Here is a 20,057-nt window from a genome sequence, read left to right as displayed (position 1 = left end):
CCGCCGGGGCCGGACCCGCCGGCCCGCGGGCTCAGCCGCGCCCGGTGGGCAGCGGCACACCCAGGGCCGTGAGGATCGAGTGCGCCCCCTCGCGCGTCGGGACGTGCAGCATGCACAGCACCCGGTCGCCCGGAGCCGCGTGCTGCTCGAAGTACGCGTTCGCCTCGGGAACGTAGCTGGTGGGCCGTTCCCGGTAGAGGTCTCGCGGGCGGCCGATGCCCGCGATGACACCCCGGGCCGCGTCGAAGGGGGCGCCGGGCGCGAGCGCCGCGGCCACCTCGGCCGCCAGCGCGGCCTGGCTGTCGTCCTTGCCGGCCAGATCCGGGTACATGCTGATGTCCGGGTGCCCGCTGAACGCCGACATCGCACAGTGGACCACGGGGTTGTACGTCTTGAGCGCGATCACCTCGGGGAACGGGCGGCCGTCTGCCAGCAACCGGGCGAAGTGCACGGACCAGCTCTCACCGAAGACCGGGCCGTTGCGGTACTTGTCCCCGACGAACTGGATCATGACATGCAGACAGGAGCGCCCCGACGGAAGCGCCGTCCAATGGGACGTGAGCAGCGAGACGACGCGATCGCGCTCCCGGTCCACTCCGACGACGACGTGGTCGGCCTCGGTCAGCATGTCGCGGCGCAGCGTGAAGAGCTGACGGGCATGCAGGCCCGGCATGGTCTCCACCAGGCCGTCCACGATCCACTTCTCGGTCCCGGCCGGCAGCTCCGGGCCGGGCGGCAGGGCCATCACCTCGACTGCCTGCCGCCCGCTCGGCCGTGCGGCCCGGTCGTTGTCCGGCACGGACGGCCCCGCTCAGACGTCGGCCGAGGTGGGCAAGGGGATCTGGGCCTGCGTACGGCCGAGCACGGTGAGCTGGTGCAGCTCGACGAAGTAGAGCTTCCACAGCCAGTAGACGTGGTCGAGGTGCTCGACGACCTTCTGCTCGTCCGCGTCCGTCGTGACCAGGGTGGACATCACCCGCCACACGAAGTCGTCGTGGTCGTCGTCGAGGTCGGTGTTGACGTGGGCGCGCGCACCCTTGACGTTCTCCTGACCGAGGACGCTCTCCAGGTTGTCCAGCCATTCGGGCTGCGTGCGCGTGGTCACGTACTCCACGAAGTAGACGCTGGTGATCAGCGCGAGCGGGCTGTCCTCGAACTCCATGCCGTACTGGAGGTATCCGGTGAGCAGCTTGGTGGAGAGCATCGGCTCGGTGGAGTAGATCTGGTCCTTGGTGACGCCGACCTTGGCGAGGTCCGCGGCGAACAGCCGGTCGTGCAGCATCTCGTCGTCGGTGTAGTGGGCCCAGGCCTTGGCCTGCACCGGGTCGACCTTGGTGAAGTACTTGATGGCCAGCGCGTCGATGGTCCGCTTGCGGCGCAGCCGCAGGATGGTCTCGATGTTGTGGCGCTTGTAGTAGTCCAGGTTGAGTTCGGCGGCGTTCTTCTGGTGCTGGGCGAACGGGACCGTCTCGTAGAAGTCCTTGATGAAGCTGTCGAGGATCGCGTCGACCCGCTTGCGCAGTTCGGGGTTGATCGTCATGGGCTTGCTTCCCTCCTGTGGGGTCAGTGGCAGCCGCAACTCGCGCTGGAGAGGCGCTGCATACGGCCGCGGCGCACCGCCTTGCGGGCACCGAGTACGGCGGTTCCGTCCGATGTCAACAGCGAACTGCGGGGACAGAGGAAGGCCAGGGCGAAGCGCGTGGCCGGTGTGATCCCCAGCCCGAGGTTGATCACGCCGCCCGTGGCGCCGTACACCTCGTTGGGTCCGCAGTTCGCCGGAATGACCTCTGTGGTGGTGTTGATCGCGAAGCCGAGTTCCCAGATGACGCGGTAACGCGGATCGTCGGTGAGGAGCTTGTCCAGCTCCGCGGCGGCCGGCGTGGCCCCGGGAGTCTGCGGGGTGACCCCCTCGATGCTCCCGGCGGTGACGTGGAGGGTCACGGCGTGTGAGACGAGGGGGGACAGCGCTTCGAACAGCCGTTGCTGCTCGGCGCCGTCGGCAGGGTCCGCGTGGCGGTGCACGATCGGCCACCCGCGCAGCGTCAGGTCCCCATTGAGACCGAGCAGCCGGGCTTCCGGCTCGAAGGTGGTGATCTCCGCGGCGGTCACGCTCAGCTTGCCGGAGGGGAAGATCTGTTGGTCGCCGGGCTCCAGGACCCCCGCCTGCTGGTTCCAGACGCAGTCGCCCGCCGTGTGGTCGAATTCGGCTTCCGTGCCGGAGGCGTCGTCGACGATCGTCAGCCGGCCGCTGTCGCCGACGAGGTCGAAGAACCCCTCTGCGATGGCCTCCTGGCGGGCGATGTCCGTCTTCGCCGCGGTGCGCAGGAAGTAGCGGACGTACTCGTCGGTGAGCGGAGTGGAGCCGGCCGGCAGCACGGCCAGCTTGCGCGCACCCAGCTCCTGCGGCGTCGGCGAGTCGAGGAAGCGGCCCGGGCAGACGGCCAGGACGTGTGCGTCCGGCGGAACGTCCTGCGCGATCAGGGTGCCCAGGCGCGTCCCGCGCGGCAGGGTCAGGTGGACCACGCGGGAATACCCGTCACCGGGGAGCAGCGAAACGAGCTCGCCGCCGTCCTCGCTCGTTATCAGACAGAATGTCTCGACCGGCTCGCCGAACTGACCGAAGTCGTCTGTGGTGAGATCCAGCGGTGACACGGGCGCACTCCCTAGTGAATGACGACGAGAACCCCGTGGCGGGGCATTCACATGCCCCGCCACGGGTCGGTACTCAGCCCAGGAGCGTGCCCAGGTAGTTACGGTTCTTCTGCACCTTGATCTTCTTCATGACAGTCACCTCCTGTTAATTGGATTGTTTACATTCACCCCGAACGGTCCGACGGTCGAAAGCCGCTATTCTGCGGTGACGACCCTCTCCACCGTGGGGTGGTCCGGGTGGCCGATCAGCGCGAGTCCGTTACTCGTCAGGACGCGCGTGTCGGGCGAAATGATGTCCAGGTGGTATTGGGTGTACGGAGTGAGCCCGAGACCGTAGTGGAGACAGCCTTCCGTGCCGCCGTACACCTCGTTCATGGCGTGGTTGCCGGGCAGGATGTCGAGGGAGGTGTTGAGGGCGTGGCCGATCTCCCACACGATCCGGTAGCGGGAGTCCACCGCGAACATCTGCTCCAGCATCGCCACGGCCGGCGCGGCTCCCGGGTCCAGCGCCTCCAGGCGCGTGATCCTGCCGTCCTCGACCTTGGCCTTGATGGCGTGGTCCCGCATCGCCCAGAGCCGGGAGTGGATGCGGGCCTGGTCGGTCCGTGAGAAGGACGGGGTGCCGTTGTGCAGGATCGGGTATCCGCGCAGCGTGATCTCGCCTTCCAGCGGCAGCTTCAGGGCCTCGTCGAACTCCCTGATCTCGACCGGCAGCACGCTGATCTCGCCGGACGGCACGATCTGCTGGTCGCCCCACTCGAGGGGACCGGCCTGCTGGTTCCACACCAGGCCGTCGCGGAGGTGGTCGAGTACGGCGCGGGTGCCGTGCACCGGGTCGGCGTACACCAGGTGCTCGGCCTCTTCGGCGAGCTCGAAGAACGTGTCGCAGAAGGCCGCCTGGTCGGCCGACGAGGTCCGCTCCATGACGTCGAGGAAGTGCCGGATCTCGTCGAGGGTGGTGGGCGTCGAGTTGCACGCCATGCCCATGATCTTCCGCTGTCCCACCAGATCGGGATCCGGGGATGCGAAGAACCTGTGGGGCGAGACGACCAGAATGTGGGCGGGCTCCGGGATTCGCTTTTCGAGGAGATCCTCGAAACGGTCGCCCGGGCCCATCGGGATCGTGAGGTAGTTCTTGTACGAAGCGGATTCGACGATCTCGAACTGATCGACCAACTCGGGATTCGTAACCAGGCAGAAAGTGCTTCCGGTGGCCTCGCCGAACTGACTGAAGCGTCCTGGATCGATGGATATCTGCGTCATGATCACTCCCGTCATGGCCTGTGCCACTTGCCCTCGCCGTGGTCACCACTTTGGCTTCCGGGAGCTGTCGCGCGCTATAGGACCATTGTCCCTGGGAACTTCACCGCCCCGTATGGGTACTTCGCGCCGCGTCCGCTCTTTCGCCTGATTCACCGGCGCGGTGGCAGCGCGATGCGCCTTTCCCCTCGGACCGCCGGGCTCCTTCTCCGGGCGGGCACCGGCCGGAGACCAGACCTGACACGAGAAGGGCCACACGGGCCGCGTTACCGGGACATGGGGCCGATACTGGCAGGAGCAGGCCTCTGCGGGCGGCTCCCGCCCGCCGGGACGGGAGGCGGTGGCCCGATGGATCCGACCGACGGTGGAGTGCCCGCGCGCTGGTCCGCCCCCGGCCAGTACGGGAAGGCGGTCTTCCCGCCCGGTCGGGCCGGCGAAGGCGAGCGGATCGACCTCGGTGCACTCGCCTACGACGACGTCACCATCGCCCGGCTGCGGGAGCTCGGCGCCGGACCCGGGTGGAGCTGCCTCGACGTGGGGGCGGGCACCGGCAGCGTGGCCCGTCGGCTGCTGGGGGAGCTCGGCGCCACGAGGGTGCTGGCCGTGGACCGCGACACCCGCTTCCTCGCCGCCCACCCGCAGCCCGGCCTCGACGTCCTGGAGGCGGACCTCACCGCCCCGGGATTCGATCCCGGCCGCTTCCACCTGGTCCACGCCCGCTTCGTGCTCATGCACCTGCCCGCCCGGCAGCGGCTGATGGCACGGCTCGCCGAGCTCCTCGTCCCCGGCGGAGTGCTGGTCCTCAGCGACGCGGTCGATCCGACCTCCGACACCGCGCCCCCGAGCCCGTACGCCCAGACCGTGCAGGCCATGTGGCAGGGCCTGCAGGACACCATCGGCACCGACGTCTCCTGGACGCCGCGCTACCCGCAGCTGCTGCACGGCTTGGGGCTCGGTGCCGTGGCCGCCGAGATCCACGTCCCGCCCCTCGTCCCCGGCTCTCCCATCAGCCGGTTCTGGGCGGGAACATGGGACCGGGCGAGGGAGGCGATGACCGCGACCGGGCTGGTGGACGACGCGGACATCGACGCGGCGATCCGCTACCTCGACTCTCCCGACTGCGCCGCCCTCTCCCCCGGCATGATCACGGCCTGGGGCCGTCGGCCCGGGTAGCCGAGCGGGTCGGCGCTCCGCGGTACGACGCGCACGCCGCCGCGGTGGTCCGCACGTTGATCACCGGGCCCCGTACGAACTCCTCGGGCGCCATGTAGCGCCGCGAGCCGGCCAGGGGGGCCGGTCTCGACGGCGAACGGTCCCGGCCACCCCTGCGGGGAACCGCCCTCACGCAAGGCGTGACGTAACGGGTCGCGATCACTTCTGTGAGCGTCGCCCCAGGGTGGCGGGGGCCCGTCCGGAGGATCCGGGCACCGCCGCCCGAACCTTGGTCTAGACCCTTGACGGGCCAACTCGGCCGCCCGTTGAATGGCCCGGATCCGGAGCCCGCCCCTCAGAAAGCTGGACTTGGCATGCGCAGAACATTTTTACCCCTGCTCGCGAGCGGCATCGGCGCCGCGGCCCTCGTCCTGGCACTGCCGACCGGCGCGGGCGCCAGCGTCCTGCGGCTGCTGCCCCAGAACGCCGACGCCCTGGAACAGACCTTCTCCCCCGCGTACGACTACGACGGGGACGGCTGCTACGCCACCGCCGCCATCGGCGCCGACGGCGCCCTCAACCCGGGCCTGCGGCTGGGCGGTGACGTGAACGGCCACTGCCACGACCCCGCCCAACTCGCCAACGCCAACACGTACTCGCGCCAGAAGTGCAACAACGGCTGGTGCGCGGTCATGTACGCCAGCTACTTCGAGAAGGACCAGGCCACGCTGGGACCCGCGGCCATCGGCCACACCCACGACTGGGAACACGTCGTCGTGTGGATCAACAACAGTCAGGTCCGGTACGTCTCGGTGTCCCAGCACAGCGGCTATCAGGTGGCCGCCGCGTCTTCCCTCCGCTTCGACGGAACCCACCCGAAGATCGTCTACCACAAGGACGGGGTCTCCACCCACGACTTCCGCTTCGCGAACACCAACGACGATCCGCCGGAGAATTCCACCCACGGCTGGTTCTTCCCGCGCCTCGTGGGCTGGGAAGGCTATCCGGCCGGATTTCGCGACAAGCTCATGAACGCCGATTTCGGCGCGGCCACGATCAAAATCAAGGACGGGTCCTTCAGCGACCACCTCGCCCGCTCCATGCCCGCGGGAATCGCATTCGACCCCCGCGCCTGAGGTCGGCTCAGCTCACGGGCGCGGGAGCCCACTGCCCGAGGAGGTCCGCAGCCGTCGTGATCGTCGCGACCAGGGCGAGCGAGTTGCGGATCACCTCGGCGGTGTAGGAGGCGGGCACCCCGGCGATGGCGTCGGACGGGACCACGACCCGGTACCCGAGGTTCACCGCGTCGAAGACGGTGTTCGGTATCGCGATGTTCGAGGAGACACCGGTGACGACGAGCGTACGGACACCGAGGTTGCGCAGCAGTGCGTCCAGGTCGGTGCCGGCCATCGGCGAAAGGCCGTGCAGCCGGCGCACCACCAGATCCTGCTCCGCGACGACGATGGGCGGGGCGACCCGCACCGCCGCGCTGCCGGACAGCTGGCGCACCGGCAGTTTGCCGGCGGCCCGGAACAGCCGCGCGTTGGAGTTCGCCCCCAGCCCGTCCGGCCGCCGCTCGGCGACCGCGTGCAGCACCTGTACGCCGGCCCCGCGGGCGGCGTCGACCAGCGCGGCCACCCGGCCCAGCATCCCGGACGCCTGTGCCTCCTTGGCGAGTTCGGGCAGCGCGCTCTCCTCGCCTACGACGCCGTTTTGGCACTCGACGGTGAGGAGCGCGGTGGTGGCGGGATCGAGTTCGGGCATGGCTCCCCCTGGCGCGGCGACGGAAGAGCCTTCATGATTCCTGACACACAGTCAGATGTGAAGGGGCACGGGACGGATGGACGACACACGCGCGGAGCACACCACCCAGCGGCGGGGCCGCCGCATCATGATGACCGACGGGGAAGTGGACGCCTTCCTGCGCGAACAGCGCACCTGCCGGGTGGCCACGGTCTCCCCCGACGGGCGCCCGCACGTGGGCGCGCTCTGGTTCGCCTGGGACGGCGCCTCGCTCTGGCTGTACTCGATCACGCGCAGCCGGCGCTGGTCCGACCTGCGCCGGGACCCGCGCATCTCGGTGGTGGTCGACTCCGGAGAGGCGTACGACGAACTGCGCGGGGTGGAGCTGTCCGGCAGCGCCGTCTTCGTGGGCGAGGCACCGCGGACGGGCGAACCGTGCCCGGAACTGGCGGAACCGGAACGGATCTTCCCCGTCAAGAACTTCGGCATCGAGGAGATGCCGCACGACGGGCGGCACGCCTGGATCCGCCTCACCCCGGACTCGATCGCCTCCTGGGACTTCCGCAAGATCTGAGGCAGCGGCCGACCGGGCAGGATCCGTCAGGAGAAGTCGAGAGAAAGAGACGGTCTAGTACTGCGCGGCCGCCTGCCGGAGCGAGTCGACGGCGGCCCGGATGGAGGGCCGCCGGTCGGCGTCCGCGCGCCAGACGGCGTACACGTGGCGGCGGACGGAGTCGGCGACCGGCAGCAGCCGGACCCCCGGCGGCACCGGCCCGCGCCCCATCCGGGGGGCCACGCACACACCCAGTCCGGCCTCGACGAAGGCCAGTTGGGTGTGGTGCTCCTCGGCGATGTGCGCGATGCGGGGCTCGATGCCGGTGCCGCGCAGCGTGTACACCAGCCATTCGTGGCAGAACTGCCCCTCGTTCCAGGAGATCCAGTCGTCATCGGCGAACTCGGCGAGGGAGATCTCGGTGCGCCCGGCCAGCGGATGCCCCGCCGGGACCGCGATGTCCACGGAGTCGTCGAGCAGATGGGCGCGGGTGAGCTCGGCGGGGACCGGCATCCGCTTGTTGTGCCAGTCGATGGCCAGGGCCAGGTCGAGGTCCCCGCGGACGACCGCGGCCATGCTCTCCTCGGGTTCCTGCTCCCTGACCCGGGCCCGCAGTTCGGGGTGTTCGACGCGCAGGGCGGCCAGCGCCTGGGGCAGCAGCCCGCGCATGGCGGTCGGGAAGGCGCCGATCCGCAACTCGCCGACCGCGCACCCGCGCCGGGCCTCGACATCGGCTTGTGCGAGCTCCACCTGGGAGATGATCCGGGCCGCGTGATCGGCGAGCAGTCGGCCCGCGTCGGTGAGGCGGACCCCGCGCCCGTTCTTGGCCAGCAGCGGCTGGCCGACCTCGCGCTCCAGCTTCGCCATCTGCTGGGACACGGCGGAGGTGGTGACGTGCAGTCCGTCGGCGGCGCCGCTGACCGAGCCGTGGCGGGCGAGGGCGTCGAGGGTGCGGAGCCGCTCCAGGTTCAACATGTAAGCAATGCTACGTCGTCGCCGCCAACGAATCTCGCTTGTCCTAAGAGGTTGAAGTCGACAGAGTACGTGTCATGAGCGCACCCACCACGCCCCGCCCCACCCTCTCCCCACCGACCACAGCGGCCCGGACCTCCGGCCGCCTGGACTGGCGGATGCGCTTCGCGATCCTCTCGGGGATCTGGGGCTTCAGCTTCCTTCTGATCAAGGTGGGGACCGAGGCGTACGCGCCCTTCCAGGTCGCCCTCGGCCGGGTCTTCTTCGGCGCGCTCGCCCTGCTGACGGTCATGCTGGTCCGCCGCGAGGCGCTCCCCCGGGGCCGGCGCACCTGGGCCCACCTGACCGTCGCGGCGCTGCTGCTCAACGCGGCCCCCTTCTCCCTCTTCGCGTACGCGGAGCTGAGCATCCCCTCCAGCCTCGCGGGGATCTGCAACGCCACCTCGCCGCTGTGGGGCATGGCCCTGTCGCTGGTGGCCCTGTCCGAGGACCGCCCGACGCGCCGCCGCTTCGCGGGCCTCGGCCTCGGCTTCCTCGGCGTGCTCACCGTCCTCGGCGCCTGGCAGGGCTTCTCGGGCCTCGACGCCAAGGGCACCGCGCTCGCGCTGCTCGCCTCGCTCTGCTACCCGATCGGCTGGATCTACGTCCGCCGCACCCTGGCATCGACCCCGGGCTCCCCGGTCGCCCTGACGGGCGCGCAGCTCCTGCTCGCCACGCTCCAACTCTTGGTGGTCAGCTCCCTGTTCACGAGCGTCCCGACGTCGTTCCCGCTGTGGCCGACGCTGTCGGTGCTCACCTTGGGCGCGCTCGGCACGGGCCTGGCGCTGCAGATGCAGTACGGCCTGGTGACGGAGGTCGGCCCGACCACCGCCCAGATGGTCACCTACTTCGTCCCGGTCATCGCGACCACCGCGGGCGTCCTGCTGCTGGGCGAGCAGCTCCACTGGAACACCCCGGTCGGCGCCGCGATCGTCCTGACCGGAGCCGCCCTCACCCAGTCCCGGCCCACCCCGCGGGGGCCTGCGTAGCGGCTGTTAACCTCCGAGGCGATCATCACACCACCACGGGGGAAACACATGAGTGTCGGCGTCTTCCTGCTGGCCTTCGGCCTCCCACTCGCCGTCAGCGGCGCCTGGGTCTCGCTCAACATCCGCGGATCGGCCGCGTCGCTGGAGCGCTGGGCCGCGACCAACGCGGAACTGCGCATGCAGGCCCAGGGGAACCTCGGCCCGGCGCGGACCTACATGTCGGCCGCGGTGTTCCGCGTCTTCGGATCGGTGATCGGCGCGGCCTCGGCCGTCCTCGCCCTGGCCGGGCTGGCGGAACTGCTCGTCTGAGGCCCGCCACACGGCGGTGCGGCTGACGCGCACCGCCGGTACGCCGCGCGTCAGCCGAAGCGACCGCCGCCCACCGGGCGGACGGCCGCCGTCACCGCGGCCGCGAGGCCCGGCACCTCCGCGGCCGACAGCGAGGACACCGTCATACGGATCCCCGGGCCCGCCTCCATCCGGAAGCGGCTGCCCGGGGCCACCGCCCAGCCGGCCCCCATCAGCCTCGTCACCACGGCCGTCTCGTCGGCCACCGGCACCCACACGTTCATCCCGCTCCGCCCGTGCGCCCGCACCCCCCGCTCCGCCAGCGCCGCGACCAGCCCGTCCCGCCGCTCCGCGTAGGCCCGCGCCACCGCCGCCCGGTCCACCGCCCCGGAACGCCACAGCTCCACCATCGCGTACTGGAGCAGCCGGCTCACCCACCCCGCGCCCAGCCGCTGCCGCCCCCGCAGCCGGTCCAGCGTGACGGCGTCACCGGTCAGCACCGCCAGCCGCAGGTCCGGGCCGTACGCCTTCGCCGTCGAGCGGATCAGCGCCCAGTGCCGGGTCACCCCGCCCAGGGTGTGCAGCGGGACGTCCACGATGCCGTGGGCGTGGTCGTCGCCGATGACCAGTACGTCCGGGTGGCCCGCCAGCAGCGCCCGCAGCTCCGCCGCGCGCCCCTCGCCCACCGCCGCGCCCGTCGGGTTCTGCGCCCGCGCCGTCACGATCAGTGCCCGCGCCCCCGCTTCCAGCGCCCGCGCCACCGCGTCCGGAACCGGGCCGTCGTCGTCCACCGCCATCGGCAGCGCGCGCAGCCCCAGCGCCGGCACCAGGTCCAGCACCCCGCCCCAGCCCGGGTCCTCCACCGCCACCGCGTCCCCCGGGCGCAGGTGCGCGACCAGCACCCGCTCGACCCCGTCCAGCGCGCCCGAGGTCACGGCCACCGGCCCGGCGGGCACCCCGTCGGCGTCGAAGCCGGCCCTGGCGAGGGCCGCCAGCTCCGGGGCGACCGGGTCGTCCCCGTACAGGGTCGGCGCCTGCGCGTACCGCCGCGCCGCTTCGGCGAGCGCCGCGTCCAGCGCGGGCAACAGCCGTACGTCCGGATTGCCCGAGGCGATGTCGCGGACCCCCGCCGGCACGGCCATCCGCAGCTCGTCCCGGGGCGCACTCGCCGGTCGGGCGCGCACCCGGCTGCCGCGCCGCCCGTCGGTCTCGATGACCCCGCGCTCGCGCAGCGTCCGGTACGCCGCGGCCACGGTGTTGGGATTCACCCCCAGCACACCGGCCAGCTCCCGCATCGGCGGCAACACCGCCCCCGGCGGCAGGGCGCCCGAGCCCACTCCCGCCTCGACACTGGCCGCGATGTCCGATGCGCGCCGCCCTGCGATCCGATAGTCTCCTAGCACAAACCACATTATGCACTAGTACAACGGAGTCCGCATCATGAGCGCCACGACCGCGACGGAGAAGACCACTTCGGCCGCCAGCCCGGCCCGGGAGACGGGCGGCGACCGGTACGCCCCCACCGACCGCACCGTGCCCACCCGCTCCCGCGACCGCGCGCGCTACGACCGCGAGACGGTGCACTCGATACTCGACCAGGCCTACATCTGCCACCTCGGCTTCGTCCGCGACGGCGCCCCGGTGGTCCTGCCCACCCTCTTCGGCCGGGTCGGCGAGACCCTCTACATCCACGGCTCCACCGGTTCGCGCCCGCTCCTCGCCGCCGGCAAGAGCGACCCGGGCCTGCCGGTCTGCGTGACGGTGACCCACGTCGACGGACTGGTGCTGGCCCGCTCGGCCTTCCACCACTCCCTCAACTACCGCTCGGTGGTCGTCCACGGCACCGCCTACCAGGTCACCGACGAGGCGGAGTGCCGGACGGCGCTCGACGCCCTCGTCGACCAGGTCGTGCCCGGCCGCTCCGCCGACTCCCGGCCCGCCGACGCCAAGGAGCTCGCGGCCACGGCGGTGATCCGCCTGGACCTCACCGAGGTGTCCGCGAAGCTGCGCACGGGCGGGCCGAACGACGACGCCGAGGACCTCGGCCTGCCCTACTGGTCGGGCGTGGTCCCGGTCGCACCCGCGTACGGAGCACCCGTCCCGGCCGCCGACCTGGCCCCCGGCATCGCCGCGCCGGACTACCTCGCGGCGCTCTGAACGACAGGGGCGGGGCGGGCCACCGGCCCGCCCGCGGGCCGCCGCGCCTCGGCCGCGATCAGCGCGCCCACCGCCGTCAGCAGCAGTACGGTTCCCAGGACCACGGCGCCGGTCAGCCGCTCGCCGAGCAGCAGGACGGCGATCACCGCCGCGCTGACCGGCTCGATCAGCATGATCACCGACACCGTCGCGGCCCGTACCGCGGCGGCCCCGGTGAAGTAGAGCGCGTACGCGAGGGCCGTCGGCACGGTGGCCACGTACACCAGCAGCCACAGCACCCGCCCCGGTTCCGCGGTGTGCGGCAGCGCCCCCTCCACGACCGCGAGCGGCAGCAGGCACACCGTGCCCACCGCGACCGACCAGGCGGTGGTGACCAGCGGGTCCCCGCCGATCCCGCGCTGCCCGAGCCACCGGGCCCGCAGGGTCATCCCCGCGTACCCGGCGGCCGACAGCAGCGCCGAGCCGACGCCGAGCGGCCGCACCTCGCCGCCCCCGCTGCCCAGGACGAGCACGGCCAGGCCGGCCAGCGCCCCGCCGACGGCCACCGCTCCGCCCCGGCCGAGCCGCTCGCCCATCCAGTGGCGCGCGCCGAGCGCGATCAGCACGGGTCCGGCGCCGAGGGTGACCACCGTGCCGACGGCGAGGCCGGTCTCCCGCACGGCCGCGAAGTACGCGGACTGGAAGAGGGTGAACAGCAGACCGGTCCCGATCAGGGACCGCGCCGACGGCCGCGCGACCGCGGCCCGAGCCCGAGCCCGCGCCCCGGCCCGGAGCCGGCGTACGGCGAGCACGGCGAGCAGCACCGCGAGCCCGCCCGCGCACCGCCAGAACGACAGGGCGAGCGGGCCGAGGTCACTGGCCAGGAAGAGCAGGGAGGCGGCCGCCCCGGCGGTGCCCCAGGCGGCTCCGGCGACGACGAGGTACAGCAGGTTGCGCCCGGCAGCGGGCGAATGGTTCGACACGAAAGTCTCCGCGCATGCGTGAAGTGAGGGATGAAGGAAGCCGGTCATCACTTCGCGGGCAGCGCGAACCCGCCCGGGAACTCCCGGGCCGGGTCATCTGCGAAAGGCGGCCGCCCGCGCTAGACGGTGGGAGGCGGAAGCACGGTCGAATGCATGATCGGCAGCTTAGTGCTGTGACCGGAAAGGTTCACCGCGTCGCGGCGCCCGGCACGGCACCTCGCCGCGTTGTCGGACCGCGCAAGTACGTCCAGTACGAGACGCGGTCCTCCGCCTTGCGACGCACCGCACCGGACCCCGCGACCCGGCAAACCTTCCCGGCCACAGCACTAGGCCTTGGCCGTCTCGCGGTCCAGTACGGCCGGATCCGCAGCCCCCGGCGGGGTCGGCCGCGAGGTCTGCGCGATGAAGGCACCGCCCAGCACCAGGCCGCCGCCGATGATCTGCGGTGTGGAGAGGTGTTCGCCAAGCAGCACCCAGGCCAGCACGGTCGCGACGACCGCCTCCAGGCAGGCCACCACGCCGGCGATCTGCGGCGACAGCTTGCGCACGGACACCACGCCGGTCAGGTACGCGAACACGGTCGCGATCAGCACCACCCAGCCGAGCAGGACGGGCGCCGGCACCGTCAGGTCGCCGACCGCTGCGTCCGAGCCCAGGATCCGCCAGTCGATCTGCCACGGCCGGGCGATCGCGGTCATCACCAGCGCGCCGACGATCATGCCGTACGCGATCACGCCGAGCGGGTCGGGCGCGTCGTCCCCGTCGGTGCCCTGGTCGGCGAAGACGAAGTAGAACGCCTGGCAGCAGGCGGCGGCGACGCCGAGCAGCACGCCGACCGGGTCCAGGCTCAGCCCGGCCCAGATCTCGACCACGCAGGCCAGACCCACGACGGCGACGGCCGCCCCGGTCGCGGCGGCCCGCGTGACCGGCTTGCGCTGCACGAAGCGGATCCAGCCGAGGAGCAGAGACGGGCCGAGGTACTCCAGCAGCAGGGCCACGCCCACCGGGATCCGGGACAGGGAGGCGAAGTAGAAGGCCTGCACACCCGCCACCGCGACGAGTCCGAAGCCGGCGAGCAGCAGGGGTTTGCGGCGTATGAGGTCACGGTGGCGCCAGGCCAACGGGGACAGCACGAGCGCCGCCCCGGCCACCCTGAGCCACACCATGTGCAGCGGGTCCAGACCCGCCTCGATCAGCGGCTTCGCCGCGACCCCGGAACCACCGAACGCAACTGCCGAGACGAGGGCGAGGCCCAGCCCGGCGTTCTTCCCTGACGCTTGCATCCGGACATCATGACAGGGCCCGTCAGGACCAATGAGCACGTGACACCTGTTGAGACGTACCTGACACTCCGCGCGTCCGGAAACCGATATCTGACAGGTCGTCAGTCTTGAATGTTCCGTCCGCCGGGGCTACCTTCCGCCGCACGTACTGACGAGAAGGGGTGGTCGCATGGCTGAAGTCACCGCGGAATCACGCATCGAGGCGCCCGCCGCCAAGCTGTGGGCCCAGCTGACGGACTGGGACGCGTACGGCCAGTGGAGCATGACCCACACCAACTTCCCGAAGGGCGGTCCCGAGACCCTCGCGGTCGGGTCCACCTTCGCCGAGAACATGAAGATGATGGGCTTCCCGGCCGAGGTGCTGTGGACCGTCTCGGAGCTGGAGGACGAGCGCGTCTTCGCCATCACCGGCAAGGGCCCGATGGGCGTGGCCGTCCTGACCCGCTACACCCTGATCCCGGACGACGGGGCCACCACCGTCCGCATCGACGGAGAGTTCACGGGGGCCGCCGTCTCCCTCATGGCGGGCAAGCTCAAGGACTCGGCGACGGCCGCGCTGAACGAGTCGCTGCGCAAGCTCGCCGGGCTGGTCGCCTGACCCCACCGCACCCCGCACGTCCGTACGCAGGACAGCGCGCCCCGCGAGAAGACTCGCGGGGCGCGCTGCTGCGCCAGCGGCGCAGTGGGGAGGTCCGGCCGGACTCAGTGCTCGTCGGCCAGGATCAGGTAGAGCTTCTTGCGGGCGTCGTTGACGACCGCGAGGGCCTTCTCCCGCTGCGCGGGGGTGCCGGTCTTGAAGACCTGGCCGAAGGCTTCCATCAGGCCGAAGCCGGCCGTCCGGATCTCGCTCATCGCCTCGAAGTCGAAGCCGCGCCCGGCCTCCGCCCAAGGGGCGTCCGGGCCCGACTCGGCCTCGCTGCGGCCGGCGTCGGTGAGCGTGAACAGCTTCTTGCCGCCCTCACTCTCGCTCGTGATGAGCCCCTCGTCCTCGAGCAGCTGCAGGGTCGGGTAGACCGAGCCCGGGCTTGGCTTCCAGGCCCCGCCGCTGCGCTCGCCGATCTCCTGGATCATCTCGTAGCCGTGCATCGGCCGGTCGGTGAGCAGCGCCAGGATCGAAGCGCGCACGTCACCCCGCCGGGCCCGGCCGCGCGGTCCGCCGCGTCCGCCCCGCCCGCCGAAGGGCCCGCCGCCGAAGGGCGGCCCGAACGGCCCGAAGGCGGCGCGCCGGCCCATGAACTCCTCCCGACGCTCCGGGCCGCAGTGGCCGTGTCCCCGTCCGTGCTCGTGCTCGTGCCCGTTGCCGTGTCCGTGTGAACGCATGACTGCGCTCCTTTCGTCATTCGTTTCGTGTCATCGGTGTTCCGATGTCTCAACTATCGTTGACCCATCGCGATGCGTCAACGATATATCGGAAACTTCTTCAACGAACACCGACCCCACGCCTCTGACCAGGCCAGTCATCCGGGATTGGCCTTGGTCGCCGTCACCGGACCGGCCTACGGTCGTGACCATGCGCATCCGAATCGTCGACGCCTTCACCGATCGCCCGTTCCGCGGGAACCCCGCCGGCGTCCTGCTCCTCGACGGCCCCTTCCCTTCCGACACCTGGCTCCAGCAGGTCGCCGCCGAGGTCAACCTCTCCGAGACGGCCTTCGCCCACCCCCTGCCGCCCGGCAGGGACGCCGACTGGGCGCTGCGCTGGTTCACCCCTGCCGGTGAGGTCGACATGTGCGGACACGCCACGCTCGCCACCGCCCACGTCCTGAACGAGGACAGTCTCGCGACGACCGGCCGCCCCTCGGGCCCGGTCCGCTTCGCCGCACGCTGCGGCATCCTCACGACCGGGTTCGCCCCGGACGGCACGGTCACCATGGACTTCCCGACGTCCTCGCTGACCCCGGTCGCACCGGTCCCCGAGGTGCGGGACGCCCTGGGCGTCCCGGTCAGATCGGTCCACGACACCTCGGCCCACATCGGTGACCTGGTCGTCGAGCTGACGGACGAGCGGGCCGTACGCGAACTCGCGCCCGATCTGAACGCCCTGCGCGGCTACTCCCGGCGCGGGGTCATCGTCACCGCGGCAGCCGAGGACCCCGCGCGGGGGTACGACTTCGTCTCCCGCGGCTTCTTCCCCGCCTTCGGCATCGACGAGGACCCGGTCACCGGCAGCGCCCACACCGCGCTGGCCCCCTTCTGGGCCCGGCGCCTGGGCCGCGAGGAACTCGTCGGCCTCCAGGGCGGAGCCCGCCGGGGCCTGGTCAGGGTGCGGCTCGCGGGCGACCGCACGCTGCTCACCGGCCACGCCGTCACCGTCATCGACGGCGAGCTGCTGGCCACCCCCTGAAGGAAGCCGGCCGCGGCAGCCGTGGCAGCCCGGCCGCTACGGCGTGGGCAGCCAGCCCACCTTGCCCGCGAGCAGGGCGTACCCGCCGAAGGCGACGATGTCGAGCAGCGCGTGCGCGACGACCAGCGGCCCGACCCGGCCCCAGCGGCGGTAGGCCAGCACGAAGACGACGCCCATCACCATGTTGCCGATGAAGCCGCCGATGCCCTGGTAGAGGTGGTACGAGCCGCGCAGCACGGAGCTGGCCAGCAGCGCGGCCGTCGGCGACCAGCCCAGCTGGTCCAGCCGTCGCAGCAGGTACGCCAGCACGATGACCTCCTCCACCACGGAGTTCTGCACCGCGGAGAGGATCAGCACGGGGAACTTCCACCACACGTCGGGCAGCGCCTCCGGCACCACCGTCAGGTTGAAGCCGGTCGCCCGCGCCCCGAGGTAGAAGGCCAGCCCGGCGCTCCCGATCCCGGCCGCGACGAGCGCACCGCGGCCCAGGTCCGGCCAGGGCCGGGTGCGGTCGAAGCCGAGCGCCCGCAGACCCGGCGCACCCTCGCGGGTCAGCAGGTGCGCGACCAGCAGGACGGGAACCAGCGCCGACGCGATCCCGAACAGCTGCCAGGCCAGGTCGAGCCAGGGCCGGCCGGGGGCGTACGAGCCGTTGAGCGTGGCGGCCTGGTCCTTGAGCCCGCCCGGCTTGGTCAGCGACCCGATGAAGCTGATCAGCGCCGAGACGCCGCTCGCGCCCAGCGACAACGCCAGCACGAGCAGCGTCTCGCTGCGCAGGACCCCCCGCCCGTCCCCGCGCAGGCGCGACTCCCCGACCACCGCTTCCGGCTCCGTCCGCACGCCAGACTCCCGTCCCGCCAACCCGTTCCGACGACCCCATACTGCCTCGTCGCACGGCCGGGCGGGCGGGTGGCGTCCGGTCAGCGCCCGGCTACGGCCGCCGTGCTCACCTCCTCCTCCGCCAAGCCCACCGGCCAGGTGTGCACCGGGTCGCCCCGGTGCATCAGCTCGCTGTAGCGACGCGTGGTCGCGGCCAGCGCCGCGTGCCGCTCCAGCCCGGCCGCGAGCGCCCGGTGATACGTCTCCACCTGCCAGGTCGCCCCGTTCGCCCGGCGCCGGCACCGCTCCTCGATGATGCCGAGGTAGTGGTCCCGGTCGGCGGGCTCGATGCCCCAGGCGTCCAGCCCGGCGGCGGCCATCGGCAGCAGCTCGTCCAGCACCAGCCGTACGGCAGGCACGCTCGCCAGCCCCCCGCCGCCCCGGCCCCGGCGCGGCCAGCGGATCCGCGCGTCGATCCCGTACCGGCAGGCCGCGTCGAAGTTGGCCTCCGCCTCCGCGAACGGCAGCCGGCTCCACACGGGGCGCTGCTCGTCCGCGAGGGTGCGTACGAGCCCGTAGTAGAAGGCGGCGTTGGCGACGACGTCGGCCACGGTGGGCCCGGCCGGCAGCACCCGGTTCTCCACCCGCAGGTGCGGCACCCCGTCGGCGACCCCGTACACGGGCCGGTTCCACCGGTACACCGTGCCGTTGTGCAGGACCAGCTCCTGCAGGCTCGGCACCCCGCCCTCCGCGAGCACCCGCAACGGCTCCTGCTCGTCACAGATCGGCAGCAGGGCGGGGAAGTAGCGGACGTTCTCCGCGAACAGCTCGTACGCCGAGTCCACCCACCGCTCCCCGAACCAGGTACGCGGCCGCACCCCCTGCGCCTGGAGCTCGGGCGGCCGCGTGTCCGTGGCCTGCGTGAACAGCGGCGGCCGCGACTCCCGCCACAGCTCCCGCCCGAACAGGAACGGCGAGTTGGCGCCGACCGCTATCTGTACGGCGGCCACCGCCTGCGCGGCGTTCCACACGTCGGCGAACCGGGCCGGCGTCACCTGCAGGTGCAGTTGTACGGAGGTACAGGCGGCCTCCGGCACGATCGACCCGGAGGTCCAGGTCAGCCGCTCGACCCCGTCGATGTCGAGCGTGAAGTCCTCACCGCGCATCATCAGGATCTGCTCGTTCAGCAGCGAGTAGCGGTCCACCGCCGACAGGTTGGCGGTGACCAGGTCCTCGCGCGAGATCGTCGGCAGAATACCGATCATCACCACCCCGGCATCGATCAGGGAGGCCTGCCGGTGGGCATAGCCGAGTCCCGCGCTCAACTCCTCCGCGAGCTGGTCGAAAACCCGGCCGCCGAGCCGGTGCGGAAGTACGTTCACCTCCAGGTTGAACATTCCCAGTTCGGTCTGGAAATCGGGGCTGGCAATCCGCTCCAGAACCTGTGCATTCACCATTTTCGGCAAACCGTCGGCACCCGCGAGATTCAACTCGATCTCCAGCCCCATCATGTTCTTGGGGCGATCGAACCTCTTCTCCGCCAGAAGCCGCTCCAGTCCCTCCAGACACTCGTGAAGCTTCCTCCGATACCGTTGCCGATCGGACAGGTCGAATCCGCCTGCCACGACCTTCTCCCCCATCGAAGCGTCCCTCCTCGAGTGGGCCTGGCCCGGCACTCCCCAGGCGCGCGTTACGGTCGATGATGCCCCGACGGTGTGATCGATAACGCGGCGGGGGCGTGAGTGGCGGGGAGCGCGCGCCGGTTTGGCCGACAGGCGCTTCGGCACATTCCCCTGGCAAGTCGCCCCACGCAAATTCCGCACCGACTTTGCCGGTTTTGGATAACAGGCGCTTTCCAGCCGAGCGCCGTTTTGGTAGCCTCCGAGGTCAGCGCGGCATGTTTGCGCGCTACCGGCATGAAAGCCATGACAGCGGGACCGGTAAGCGCCTTGTCGGCAATAGGCGGGACAGCTAGCCGAAACACTGCGTGAACACATGTCGTATAAACTCCGCAAACGAGGCAGAGAGTTGGCGCGCGGCCATTGCCCCTCAGCCCCCCTCTGGCCCCAGAATGCGACAGCGCCGTCCCGCACCTTCCCCCGTTCCACAGGTCTCCCAAGTGAGAGGCGACCCACCATGCCGCTGCATGTCCCTCCGGCTCCCGCGCCCGCCCTGCGCAGCGTCCTCGCGGCACTCGCGTCCCCCACCGCCGTCCACGAGGCACACACTCCCGCGTTGCGCGCCCTCCAGGGGCCGATGACCGCCGAACTGCCGCTCCCGGTCCACGTCCTGGACCGGCTGAACGTCTCCCAGCTGGCGGCCGGCGGCAGGCCGCCCCGTACCCGGCTGACGAGCTGGCGGTTCCTGATCCGCAGCGGTGACCGCTACGTCGCGGCGGCAGACACCAGGCTCACCCCGGACGGCTGGGCCTTCTCCCACTTCTTCGAGGGCCCGTACGTCGCGGCCACCGAACGCGCCCTGCGCCAGGCCGAATCGCTGGGCAAGAACTACCAGCCGCGGCTGCTGTCCGTACCGGAGCTGTACATGCTGACCCTGTGGCTGCACGGGGCGGTGGGCGCCGATGCCTCCGCCGGGCTGCCGGCGGCCGCGGACCTGCTGGTCCCGCTGGCGCCCGCCCCGCCCGGCATCGCCGCGTACCGGCCGCACCCGGTGTCCGAACTGCTGCCCGTGCTGACCCACCGGCTCACCCCGCCGGCGCCGCCGCTGCCGCCCTCGCTGGCCGCCCCGGCCGCCTGATCCGGGCCGATGGCCGATACTGCCCATTCGGCCTAGCCCACTGGGACCACCCGCGAACCACCCGAAATGACAGGTGAGTTGACCTGA

At 71.6% G+C, this 20,057-nt stretch carries 21 protein-coding genes; 9 read left to right on the top strand and 12 right to left on the bottom strand.

Going from position 1 to position 20,057, the window contains the following annotated elements; translation table 11 throughout:
* Positions 1 to 31: 31 nt before the first annotated feature.
* From ACFWBF_RS29675 to ACFWBF_RS29660, 4 genes are all read right to left on the bottom strand, one after another.
* A complete protein-coding gene (locus tag ACFWBF_RS29675) occupies positions 32 to 799 on the bottom strand; it encodes a hypothetical protein (protein ID WP_385607303.1) in 768 nt (255 codons plus the stop codon).
* A 12-nt stretch (positions 800 to 811) separates the two neighbouring features.
* The gene (locus ACFWBF_RS29670; RefSeq protein WP_385607302.1) at positions 812 to 1,540 is read right to left on the bottom strand and encodes a hypothetical protein; all 729 of its coding nucleotides are present in this window, start codon (positions 1,538 to 1,540) and stop codon (positions 812 to 814) included.
* A gap of 23 nt (positions 1,541 to 1,563) precedes the next feature.
* On the bottom strand, positions 1,564 to 2,652 hold the full coding sequence (locus ACFWBF_RS29665; RefSeq protein ID WP_385607300.1) for a hypothetical protein: 1,089 nt from the start codon (positions 2,650 to 2,652) through the stop codon (positions 1,564 to 1,566).
* Between the two features lie 195 nt (positions 2,653 to 2,847).
* The gene (locus ACFWBF_RS29660) at positions 2,848 to 3,915 is read right to left on the bottom strand and encodes a hypothetical protein (protein ID WP_385607299.1); all 1,068 of its coding nucleotides are present in this window, start codon (positions 3,913 to 3,915) and stop codon (positions 2,848 to 2,850) included.
* A 345-nt stretch (positions 3,916 to 4,260) separates the two neighbouring features.
* On the opposite strand from ACFWBF_RS29660, the gene ACFWBF_RS29655 reads away from it, so the two are divergent.
* Positions 4,261 to 5,085: a class I SAM-dependent methyltransferase gene (locus tag ACFWBF_RS29655; protein WP_385607297.1), complete on the top strand. Its 825-nt coding sequence runs from the start codon at positions 4,261 to 4,263 to the stop codon at positions 5,083 to 5,085.
* A gap of 353 nt (positions 5,086 to 5,438) precedes the next feature.
* Entirely contained in the window at positions 5,439 to 6,200 is a 762-nt protein-coding gene (locus ACFWBF_RS29650) for an NPP1 family protein (RefSeq protein WP_385607295.1), read from the top strand.
* 7 nt (positions 6,201 to 6,207) lie between these two features.
* On the opposite strand, the gene ACFWBF_RS29645 is transcribed toward ACFWBF_RS29650, so the two are convergent.
* On the bottom strand, positions 6,208 to 6,828 hold the full coding sequence (locus tag ACFWBF_RS29645; RefSeq protein WP_385607293.1) for a cysteine hydrolase: 621 nt from the start codon (positions 6,826 to 6,828) through the stop codon (positions 6,208 to 6,210).
* A gap of 76 nt (positions 6,829 to 6,904) precedes the next feature.
* On the opposite strand from ACFWBF_RS29645, the gene ACFWBF_RS29640 reads away from it, so the two are divergent.
* Positions 6,905 to 7,381 (top strand): pyridoxamine 5'-phosphate oxidase family protein, encoded by a 477-nt coding sequence (locus ACFWBF_RS29640; RefSeq protein WP_385607292.1) that lies wholly within the window; start codon positions 6,905 to 6,907, stop codon positions 7,379 to 7,381.
* Positions 7,382 to 7,435: 54 nt separating this feature from the next.
* Here the strand turns inward: ACFWBF_RS29640 and ACFWBF_RS29635 are convergent, their stop codons facing one another.
* The gene (locus ACFWBF_RS29635; RefSeq protein WP_385607290.1) at positions 7,436 to 8,335 is read right to left on the bottom strand and encodes a LysR family transcriptional regulator; all 900 of its coding nucleotides are present in this window, start codon (positions 8,333 to 8,335) and stop codon (positions 7,436 to 7,438) included.
* 74 nt (positions 8,336 to 8,409) lie between these two features.
* Between ACFWBF_RS29635 and ACFWBF_RS29630 the strand changes: the two genes are divergently transcribed.
* Positions 8,410 to 9,360 (top strand): DMT family transporter, encoded by a 951-nt coding sequence (locus ACFWBF_RS29630; RefSeq protein WP_385607288.1) that lies wholly within the window; start codon positions 8,410 to 8,412, stop codon positions 9,358 to 9,360.
* A 48-nt stretch (positions 9,361 to 9,408) separates the two neighbouring features.
* Complete coding sequence (locus tag ACFWBF_RS29625) at positions 9,409 to 9,669, top strand: hypothetical protein (protein WP_385607286.1); 261 nt, start codon at positions 9,409 to 9,411, stop codon at positions 9,667 to 9,669.
* Between the two features lie 50 nt (positions 9,670 to 9,719).
* Here ACFWBF_RS29625 and ACFWBF_RS29620 read toward each other — a convergent pair whose 3' ends face one another.
* On the bottom strand, positions 9,720 to 11,051 hold the full coding sequence (locus tag ACFWBF_RS29620) for an aminotransferase class I/II-fold pyridoxal phosphate-dependent enzyme (protein WP_385607284.1): 1,332 nt from the start codon (positions 11,049 to 11,051) through the stop codon (positions 9,720 to 9,722).
* A 37-nt stretch (positions 11,052 to 11,088) separates the two neighbouring features.
* Here ACFWBF_RS29620 and ACFWBF_RS29615 point away from each other — a divergent pair, with 37 nt between their 5' ends.
* The gene (locus ACFWBF_RS29615) at positions 11,089 to 11,805 is read left to right on the top strand and encodes a pyridoxamine 5'-phosphate oxidase family protein (protein ID WP_385607282.1); all 717 of its coding nucleotides are present in this window, start codon (positions 11,089 to 11,091) and stop codon (positions 11,803 to 11,805) included.
* Here ACFWBF_RS29615 and ACFWBF_RS29610 read toward each other — a convergent pair.
* Entirely contained in the window at positions 11,787 to 12,767 is a 981-nt protein-coding gene (locus ACFWBF_RS29610; protein WP_385607280.1) for a DMT family transporter, read from the bottom strand. The genes ACFWBF_RS29615 and ACFWBF_RS29610 overlap by 19 nt on opposite strands.
* A 326-nt stretch (positions 12,768 to 13,093) precedes the next feature.
* A complete protein-coding gene (locus tag ACFWBF_RS29605) occupies positions 13,094 to 14,050 on the bottom strand; it encodes a DMT family transporter (RefSeq protein WP_385607278.1) in 957 nt (318 codons plus the stop codon).
* A gap of 169 nt (positions 14,051 to 14,219) precedes the next feature.
* Between ACFWBF_RS29605 and ACFWBF_RS29600 the strand changes: the two genes are divergently transcribed.
* Complete coding sequence (locus tag ACFWBF_RS29600) at positions 14,220 to 14,648, top strand: SRPBCC family protein (RefSeq protein ID WP_385607276.1); 429 nt, start codon at positions 14,220 to 14,222, stop codon at positions 14,646 to 14,648.
* 104 nt (positions 14,649 to 14,752) lie between these two features.
* On the opposite strand, the gene ACFWBF_RS29595 is transcribed toward ACFWBF_RS29600, so the two are convergent.
* Positions 14,753 to 15,370, bottom strand: a complete 618-nt coding sequence (locus ACFWBF_RS29595) for a PadR family transcriptional regulator (RefSeq protein WP_385607275.1) — start codon at positions 15,368 to 15,370, stop codon at positions 14,753 to 14,755.
* A gap of 190 nt (positions 15,371 to 15,560) precedes the next feature.
* On the opposite strand from ACFWBF_RS29595, the gene ACFWBF_RS29590 reads away from it, so the two are divergent.
* Positions 15,561 to 16,394: a PhzF family phenazine biosynthesis protein gene (locus ACFWBF_RS29590; protein ID WP_385607273.1), complete on the top strand. Its 834-nt coding sequence runs from the start codon at positions 15,561 to 15,563 to the stop codon at positions 16,392 to 16,394.
* A 36-nt stretch (positions 16,395 to 16,430) separates the two neighbouring features.
* Here the strand turns inward: ACFWBF_RS29590 and ACFWBF_RS29585 are convergent, their stop codons facing one another.
* Positions 16,431 to 17,234: a CPBP family intramembrane glutamic endopeptidase gene (locus ACFWBF_RS29585; protein WP_385607271.1), complete on the bottom strand. Its 804-nt coding sequence runs from the start codon at positions 17,232 to 17,234 to the stop codon at positions 16,431 to 16,433.
* A gap of 80 nt (positions 17,235 to 17,314) precedes the next feature.
* Positions 17,315 to 18,853 carry a glutamate-cysteine ligase family protein gene (locus ACFWBF_RS29580; RefSeq protein ID WP_385607269.1) on the bottom strand — a complete coding sequence of 513 codons (1,539 nt, stop codon included), beginning with the start codon at positions 18,851 to 18,853 and terminating at the stop codon, positions 17,315 to 17,317.
* 496 nt (positions 18,854 to 19,349) lie between these two features.
* Here ACFWBF_RS29580 and ACFWBF_RS29575 point away from each other — a divergent pair, with 496 nt between their 5' ends.
* Positions 19,350 to 19,970: a hypothetical protein gene (locus ACFWBF_RS29575; protein WP_385607267.1), complete on the top strand. Its 621-nt coding sequence runs from the start codon at positions 19,350 to 19,352 to the stop codon at positions 19,968 to 19,970.
* Positions 19,971 to 20,057: the final 87 nt, after the last annotated feature.

It is taken from the genome of Streptomyces sp. NPDC060028 (assembly GCF_042736725.1).
GTDB lineage: Bacteria > Actinomycetota > Actinomycetes > Streptomycetales > Streptomycetaceae > Streptomyces.
Note: the sequence above shows the minus strand (reverse complement) of the source record. Positions and strands in the feature narration are given on the sequence as shown.

What these genes read in the sequence shown, in the direction of transcription:
- ACFWBF_RS29590 (WP_385607273.1), top strand. Translation starts at nt 15,561, where the DNA reads ATGCGCATCCGAATCGTCGACGCCTTCACCGATCGCCCGTTCCGCGGG.
- ACFWBF_RS29650 (WP_385607295.1), top strand. Translation starts at nt 5,439, where the DNA reads ATGCGCAGAACATTTTTACCCCTGCTCGCGAGCGGCATCGGCGCCGCG.
- ACFWBF_RS29600 (WP_385607276.1), top strand. Translation starts at nt 14,220, where the DNA reads ATGGCTGAAGTCACCGCGGAATCACGCATCGAGGCGCCCGCCGCCAAG.
- ACFWBF_RS29580 (WP_385607269.1), bottom strand. Translation starts at nt 18,853, where the DNA reads ATGGGGGAGAAGGTCGTGGCAGGCGGATTCGACCTGTCCGATCGGCAA.
- ACFWBF_RS29640 (WP_385607292.1), top strand. Translation starts at nt 6,905, where the DNA reads ATGGACGACACACGCGCGGAGCACACCACCCAGCGGCGGGGCCGCCGC.
- ACFWBF_RS29655 (WP_385607297.1), top strand. Translation starts at nt 4,261, where the DNA reads ATGGATCCGACCGACGGTGGAGTGCCCGCGCGCTGGTCCGCCCCCGGC.
- ACFWBF_RS29625 (WP_385607286.1), top strand. Translation starts at nt 9,409, where the DNA reads ATGAGTGTCGGCGTCTTCCTGCTGGCCTTCGGCCTCCCACTCGCCGTC.
- ACFWBF_RS29635 (WP_385607290.1), bottom strand. Translation starts at nt 8,335, where the DNA reads ATGTTGAACCTGGAGCGGCTCCGCACCCTCGACGCCCTCGCCCGCCAC.
- ACFWBF_RS29595 (WP_385607275.1), bottom strand. Translation starts at nt 15,370, where the DNA reads ATGCGTTCACACGGACACGGCAACGGGCACGAGCACGAGCACGGACGG.
- ACFWBF_RS29605 (WP_385607278.1), bottom strand. Translation starts at nt 14,050, where the DNA reads ATGCAAGCGTCAGGGAAGAACGCCGGGCTGGGCCTCGCCCTCGTCTCG.
- ACFWBF_RS29660 (WP_385607299.1), bottom strand. Translation starts at nt 3,915, where the DNA reads ATGACGCAGATATCCATCGATCCAGGACGCTTCAGTCAGTTCGGCGAG.
- ACFWBF_RS29645 (WP_385607293.1), bottom strand. Translation starts at nt 6,828, where the DNA reads ATGCCCGAACTCGATCCCGCCACCACCGCGCTCCTCACCGTCGAGTGC.
- ACFWBF_RS29630 (WP_385607288.1), top strand. Translation starts at nt 8,410, where the DNA reads ATGAGCGCACCCACCACGCCCCGCCCCACCCTCTCCCCACCGACCACA.
- ACFWBF_RS29670 (WP_385607302.1), bottom strand. Translation starts at nt 1,540, where the DNA reads ATGACGATCAACCCCGAACTGCGCAAGCGGGTCGACGCGATCCTCGAC.
- ACFWBF_RS29615 (WP_385607282.1), top strand. Translation starts at nt 11,089, where the DNA reads ATGAGCGCCACGACCGCGACGGAGAAGACCACTTCGGCCGCCAGCCCG.
- ACFWBF_RS29575 (WP_385607267.1), top strand. Translation starts at nt 19,350, where the DNA reads ATGCCGCTGCATGTCCCTCCGGCTCCCGCGCCCGCCCTGCGCAGCGTC.